The organism is Faecalibacterium hattorii, assembly GCF_003287455.1.
Lineage (GTDB): Bacteria > Bacillota > Clostridia > Oscillospirales > Ruminococcaceae > Faecalibacterium > Faecalibacterium hattorii.
Genome location: NZ_PRLC01000030.1, coordinates 1 through 4340 on the forward strand (window position 1 = coordinate 1; position 4340 = coordinate 4340).

The following is a 4340-nucleotide window of genomic DNA, read 5'->3' on the forward strand; positions in this document are numbered from 1 at the left end:
GGCTCCCTTTGCGGCAGCAGGGCGTAAAGTGCTGAACTGCAAACTTTGCGGACTGCCAAGGCCTCTCACTTTGGGAGAGGTGGCATCGCGAAGCGATGACGGAGAGGGCAAGCCCGCGGACGGGATGGCAGGGCCTTTGTTTAGCAGGTGCTCACGGTGGAGAGAGGGCAAGCCCGCCAGCGAGAACTCTGCGCCTTTGTTTCCCACAGCGTATGACAAGGTCGTATCCCCCATTTCGCGCTTTCTTACCGGGTGCATCTGCTATACTCTCCCCAAAGGGGGCGGGGCATATCCGCACGGTGATCTATCTTGATGTGCTGCTTTTGGTAAATTTCGTCACCACAGCGTTGTTTTTGCTGGCGGCGGGGCTGCTGAGCGGAGTCACAGCAAGCGGATGGCGGGTCACGGCCGGGGCGGCGCTGGGGGCGGCGGCCTCCCTCATCCTGCTGGCCCCGACGGTTCCATGGCCGCTGGGGCTGGCGTACCAGACAGCCACCGGGGCGGTCATCGTCCTCGCTGCCTACGGCTGGCCGGGGGCGCGGTGCTTTCTGCGGCTGGCGGCATGGTTCATGGCTCTCCACCTCGCGCTGACGGGGGCGGTGCTCCTGCCCGGTGCCCACAGCAACAATTTCAGCGTCTATCTGCCCCTTTCGCCGGGGCTACTGCTCCTCTGCGCCGGGGGCGTGTATCTGGCCGTGCAGGGCGTGCTGCGGCTGCTGGGGCGGCGCGGCGGGCAGACAGTCCCAGCCACCCTGCTCGTGGCCGGGGCCGCGCTGCCGCTCCGGGCCTTCTGCGACACCGGCTTCTCGGTGCAGGAGCCGCTTTCGGGCCGGGCCGTGGTGCTGGTGCGGTACGCCGCCGCCCAAAGCGCCCTGCCGCCCCCGCTGGGGGCCTACTTATCCGCCTACTTTTCCGGCGGTACCGCCCCGCCTCCGCCGGAGCTTGCGCTGCGGTTCGTCCCCTGCACCACCGTCGCGGGCCACTGCATCCTGCCCGCCGTCCCCGCCGCCCTCGCGTCAGCCCCGGCCCGGCCCCTCTACGCCGCTTTCTGCGACCTCCCGCCCCCGCCGGGCGGCTGGGAGATGCTGGCAGGGGAGGAAGCGATGTGCTCAATCTAAACTGAGGTGAAGTCTCGCCGCCGGGGCATCCTTGCGTCAGTTTTGCTTTTACAATGTCTAGGAGGTATCTTTTTGATGCGCCTTTTCTCATTTCTCCGCCGTCTTCTTCTCCTCCTCTCCTGCCCCTCCTCGGCGCATTATGTCGCCGGGGCGCCCAGTCTGCCGCCGCCGCTGACGCCGGAGGAGGAAAAGACCCTGCTCGCCCGGATGATGGCGGGGGACCGCGCCGCGCGGGATGACCTCATCACCCACAATCTGCGGCTGGTGGTCTACCTCGCCAAAAAGTACGAGAACACCGGCGTCCCCGCCGAGGACATGATCTCCATCGGCACCATCGGGCTCATCAAGGCGGTCAACACCTTCACGCCGGAGCGGAACATCAAGCTGGCCACCTACGCCAGCCGCTGCATCGGCAACGAAATTCTGATGTACTTACGCAAAAGTTCCAACCGCCGCCAAGAGGCCAGCATCGACGAGCCCCTCAACGTGGACGGCGACGGCAACGAGCTTCTCCTCTCCGACATCCTCGGCAGCGACGAAGATCTGGTCAGCCAGCGGCTCGAACAGAACGCCGAGCGGGCCACGCTCCGCCAGTCGGTCGCGCTGCTCTCCCCGCGGGAGCGGCAGATCATGGAACTGCGCTTCGGCCTTGTGGACGGCGTGGAGCGCACCCAGAAAGAAGCCGCCGACGCCCTCGGCATCAGCCAGAGCTATATCTCCCGCCTTGAAAAAAGGATCATTCGGGAGCTGAAGAAAAAGCTGGAGGAATAAGCAGAGCCCACCATCTTCCGAAACATCGTGCTTTTTCATCCAGCTCAAGCCCCACCGACATGCCAAGGGCTCCCACTTTGGGAAAGACTCCCCCGGCCGGGGGAGGTGGCACGATAGTGCCAGAAGGGGACAGCTGGCGCGAAGCGCCTGAGAGGGCAAGCCCGGCAGCGAGAACACTGCGCCTTTGTGCAGCACAGCGCAAGAGAAGGCCGTCAAATATTCCCATGTATTCTCCCCTCTCCCCCGCCCCATACTTCCGGTAACGTCAAAACGAAACCGGAGGGGCGCGGATGTACAACAAAGTGGAACTCTGCGGGATGGATACGGCCCAGCTTCCCATCCTGACCGAAGCGCAGAAACGGGAGCTGCTGACCAAGGCCCACGCGGGCGACGCCGCCGCGCGGCAGGAGATGATCGAGGGCAACCTGCGGCTGGTGCTCAGCGTGGTGCAGCGGTTCACCCAGCGGGGCGAGAACCTCGACGACCTGTTTCAGGTGGGCTGCATCGGGCTCATCAAGGCCATCGACAACTTCGACCCCGCCCAGAACGTGCGGTTCTCCACCTACGGCGTGCCGATGATCATCGGCGAGATCCGGCGTTTTCTGCGGGACAACAACACCCTGCGGGTCAGCCGCTCGCTGCGGGACACGGCCTACAAGGCCATGCAGGCGCGGGAAACGCTGGAAAAGCAATTGGGCCGGGAGCCAACCGTGGACGAGATCGCCCGGCAGACGGGCCTTGCCCGCCCGGAGGTGACGGCAGCGCTGGAATCAGTGGTGGAGCCCCTCAGCCTCGAAGAGCCTCTCTACACCGACGGCGGCGACGCGATGTACGTCATCGATCAAGTACGCGACCCGGACGGCGAGGACAGTTGGATCAGCGGCCTCGAATTTCGCGAGACGGTGGCCGCCCTCACCCCGCGCGAAAAGCGGATCATGGAGCTGCGCTACCTCAAGGGTGAGACCCAGATGGAGGTGGCGCGGGAGATCGGCATCAGCCAAGCGCAGGTCAGCCGGCTGGAAAAGGCCGCGCTGGAACAGTTCCGCACCCACCACTAGCAGCAAAAGCGGCGCACACCTTATTTATAAAGGAATGCGCCGCTGCTTTTATTTTTTGCTGTATTTCCGGCGGGTGGCCGCCCCGCCCCGCAGGTGCCGTTCCGCCTTGTTCCGGGCCAGCACGGCCTGTACCCGCCGGAACAAAGCGGGGTCCACCTTCCGCAGCCGGGCCGAAACGTCCTTGTGCACGGTGGATTTGCTGCACCCGAAGGCCCGCGCCGCCGCCCGCACCGTCGCGCTGTGCTCCGCAATGTATTCTCCCAGCAGCGCGGCCCGCTGCTCCGGTTCCACTTTCATGTCCCGTCCCCTCCTCCGCAAGACTCCTTGGTAAAAAATATGAGGCGGAGTGCGCCAATATGCCCGCCGGGGCTTGACTTTTGGCCGCGGGCGGCTATACTGGAAGCGGACATGAAAACAGGGGCGCCGAAAGGCTGAGATCCGCACCGTGCGGAGTACCCTTGAACCTGATCCGGGTAATGCCGGCGTAGGTAGTTTGCGAAACGTTCCCATCTTTCACAAACGAAGCCTCTGCGTCTGCTGTTGCGGACGCATTTTGTTTTTGTGTACTATTTTCAGAGGAGCGAATCCAAAATGTCGAAAACTTATTCCAAGACCCGCATTCTGGTGGAGTGCGCGCTGATGATCGCCATCGGCACCGTTCTGTCCAACATCAAGATCTTCACGATGCCCAACGGCGGCAGCGTCACCCTGCTGAGCATGCTGCCCTTCGTGCTGGTGTCCTTCCGCCACGGCGTGAAGTGGGGCCTGTTCACCGGCTTCGTCAACGGCTGCCTCCAGATGCTGCTGGGCTTCTGGGCACCCCCGACGCCCACCTTCCTGTACTTCCTCGGTGAGATCCTGCTGGACTACATCGTGGCCTTCATGGCGCTGGGCACCGCCGAGCTGTTCGCCCGCCCCTTCAAGAACCGGATGGTCGGCGTGGCCTTCGGCACCTTCATGGCCGGTTTCCTGCGCTTCATGTGCAGCTTCCTGTCCGGCGTGCTGGTCTGGGGCAACCTGAACGAGGGCCTGAGCGCTTGGACCTACAGCTTGGTCTACAACGCCAGCTACATGCTGCCGGAGACCCTCCTCACGCTGGTGGCCGCCGTCCTGCTCATCAAGGTGGCACCCCAGATCTTCGACCGCCAGTACGCTGCGAACTGATCTTTTGAATTTTCCACGCACCATCGCGCCCCGGCAGCTTTACCGCCTGCCGGGGCGCTTTTTTGCGCAGAAATTTGCAAAATGGTGTTGACAACTCCTCTCCCGGCTGGTATAATAACTCACGTCGCAAGACACTGAACCGAATATGTGGGGGATTAGCTCAGCTGGGAGAGCGCTTGCATGGCATGCAAGAGGTCAGCGGTTCGATCCCGCTATTCTCCACCAAAAA

Annotated in this window: 5 protein-coding genes, 1 tRNA gene and 1 riboswitch; of the genes, 5 read left to right on the forward strand and 1 reads right to left on the reverse strand. The window is 63.5% G+C overall.

Annotated features, from left to right (window positions below):
- Positions 1 to 299 precede the first annotated feature (299 nt).
- The 3 genes from C4N23_RS13460 (at position 300) to sigG (ending at position 2947) form a co-directional block, all read left to right on the forward strand.
- Positions 300 to 1118: a sigma-E processing peptidase SpoIIGA gene (locus C4N23_RS13460; protein WP_181567140.1), complete on the forward strand. Its 819-nt coding sequence runs from the start codon at positions 300 to 302 to the stop codon at positions 1116 to 1118.
- Positions 1119 to 1193: 75 nt separating this feature from the next.
- Complete coding sequence (gene sigE / locus C4N23_RS13465; protein ID WP_112146642.1) at positions 1194 to 1889, forward strand: RNA polymerase sporulation sigma factor SigE; 696 nt, start codon at positions 1194 to 1196, stop codon at positions 1887 to 1889.
- 290 nt (positions 1890 to 2179) lie between these two features.
- Positions 2180 to 2947 (forward strand): RNA polymerase sporulation sigma factor SigG, encoded by a 768-nt coding sequence (gene sigG / locus C4N23_RS13470; protein WP_055190385.1) that lies wholly within the window; start codon positions 2180 to 2182, stop codon positions 2945 to 2947.
- A gap of 48 nt (positions 2948 to 2995) precedes the next feature.
- On the opposite strand, the gene C4N23_RS13475 is transcribed toward sigG, so the two are convergent.
- Complete coding sequence (locus tag C4N23_RS13475; protein ID WP_055190383.1) at positions 2996 to 3244, reverse strand: sporulation transcriptional regulator SpoIIID; 249 nt, start codon at positions 3242 to 3244, stop codon at positions 2996 to 2998.
- A gap of 109 nt (positions 3245 to 3353) precedes the next feature.
- Positions 3354 to 3455: riboswitch (TPP riboswitch) on the forward strand.
- A gap of 83 nt (positions 3456 to 3538) precedes the next feature.
- Between C4N23_RS13475 and thiT the strand changes: the two genes are divergently transcribed.
- A complete protein-coding gene (thiT, locus tag C4N23_RS13480; RefSeq protein WP_055190381.1) occupies positions 3539 to 4111 on the forward strand; it encodes an energy-coupled thiamine transporter ThiT in 573 nt (190 codons plus the stop codon).
- Positions 4112 to 4260: 149 nt separating this feature from the next.
- A tRNA-Ala gene (locus tag C4N23_RS13485) sits at positions 4261 to 4336 on the forward strand.
- The last annotated feature ends 4 nt before the right edge of the window (positions 4337 to 4340 follow it).

Bases quoted from the DNA above. Each gene is read 5' to 3' on its own strand.
- sigE (WP_112146642.1), top strand. From the start codon at position 1,194: ATGCGCCTTTTCTCATTTCTCCGCCGTCTTCTTCTCCTCCTCTCCTGC.
- sigG (WP_055190385.1), top strand. From the start codon at position 2,180: ATGTACAACAAAGTGGAACTCTGCGGGATGGATACGGCCCAGCTTCCC.
- C4N23_RS13475 (WP_055190383.1), bottom strand. From the start codon at position 3,244: ATGAAAGTGGAACCGGAGCAGCGGGCCGCGCTGCTGGGAGAATACATT.
- thiT (WP_055190381.1), top strand. From the start codon at position 3,539: ATGTCGAAAACTTATTCCAAGACCCGCATTCTGGTGGAGTGCGCGCTG.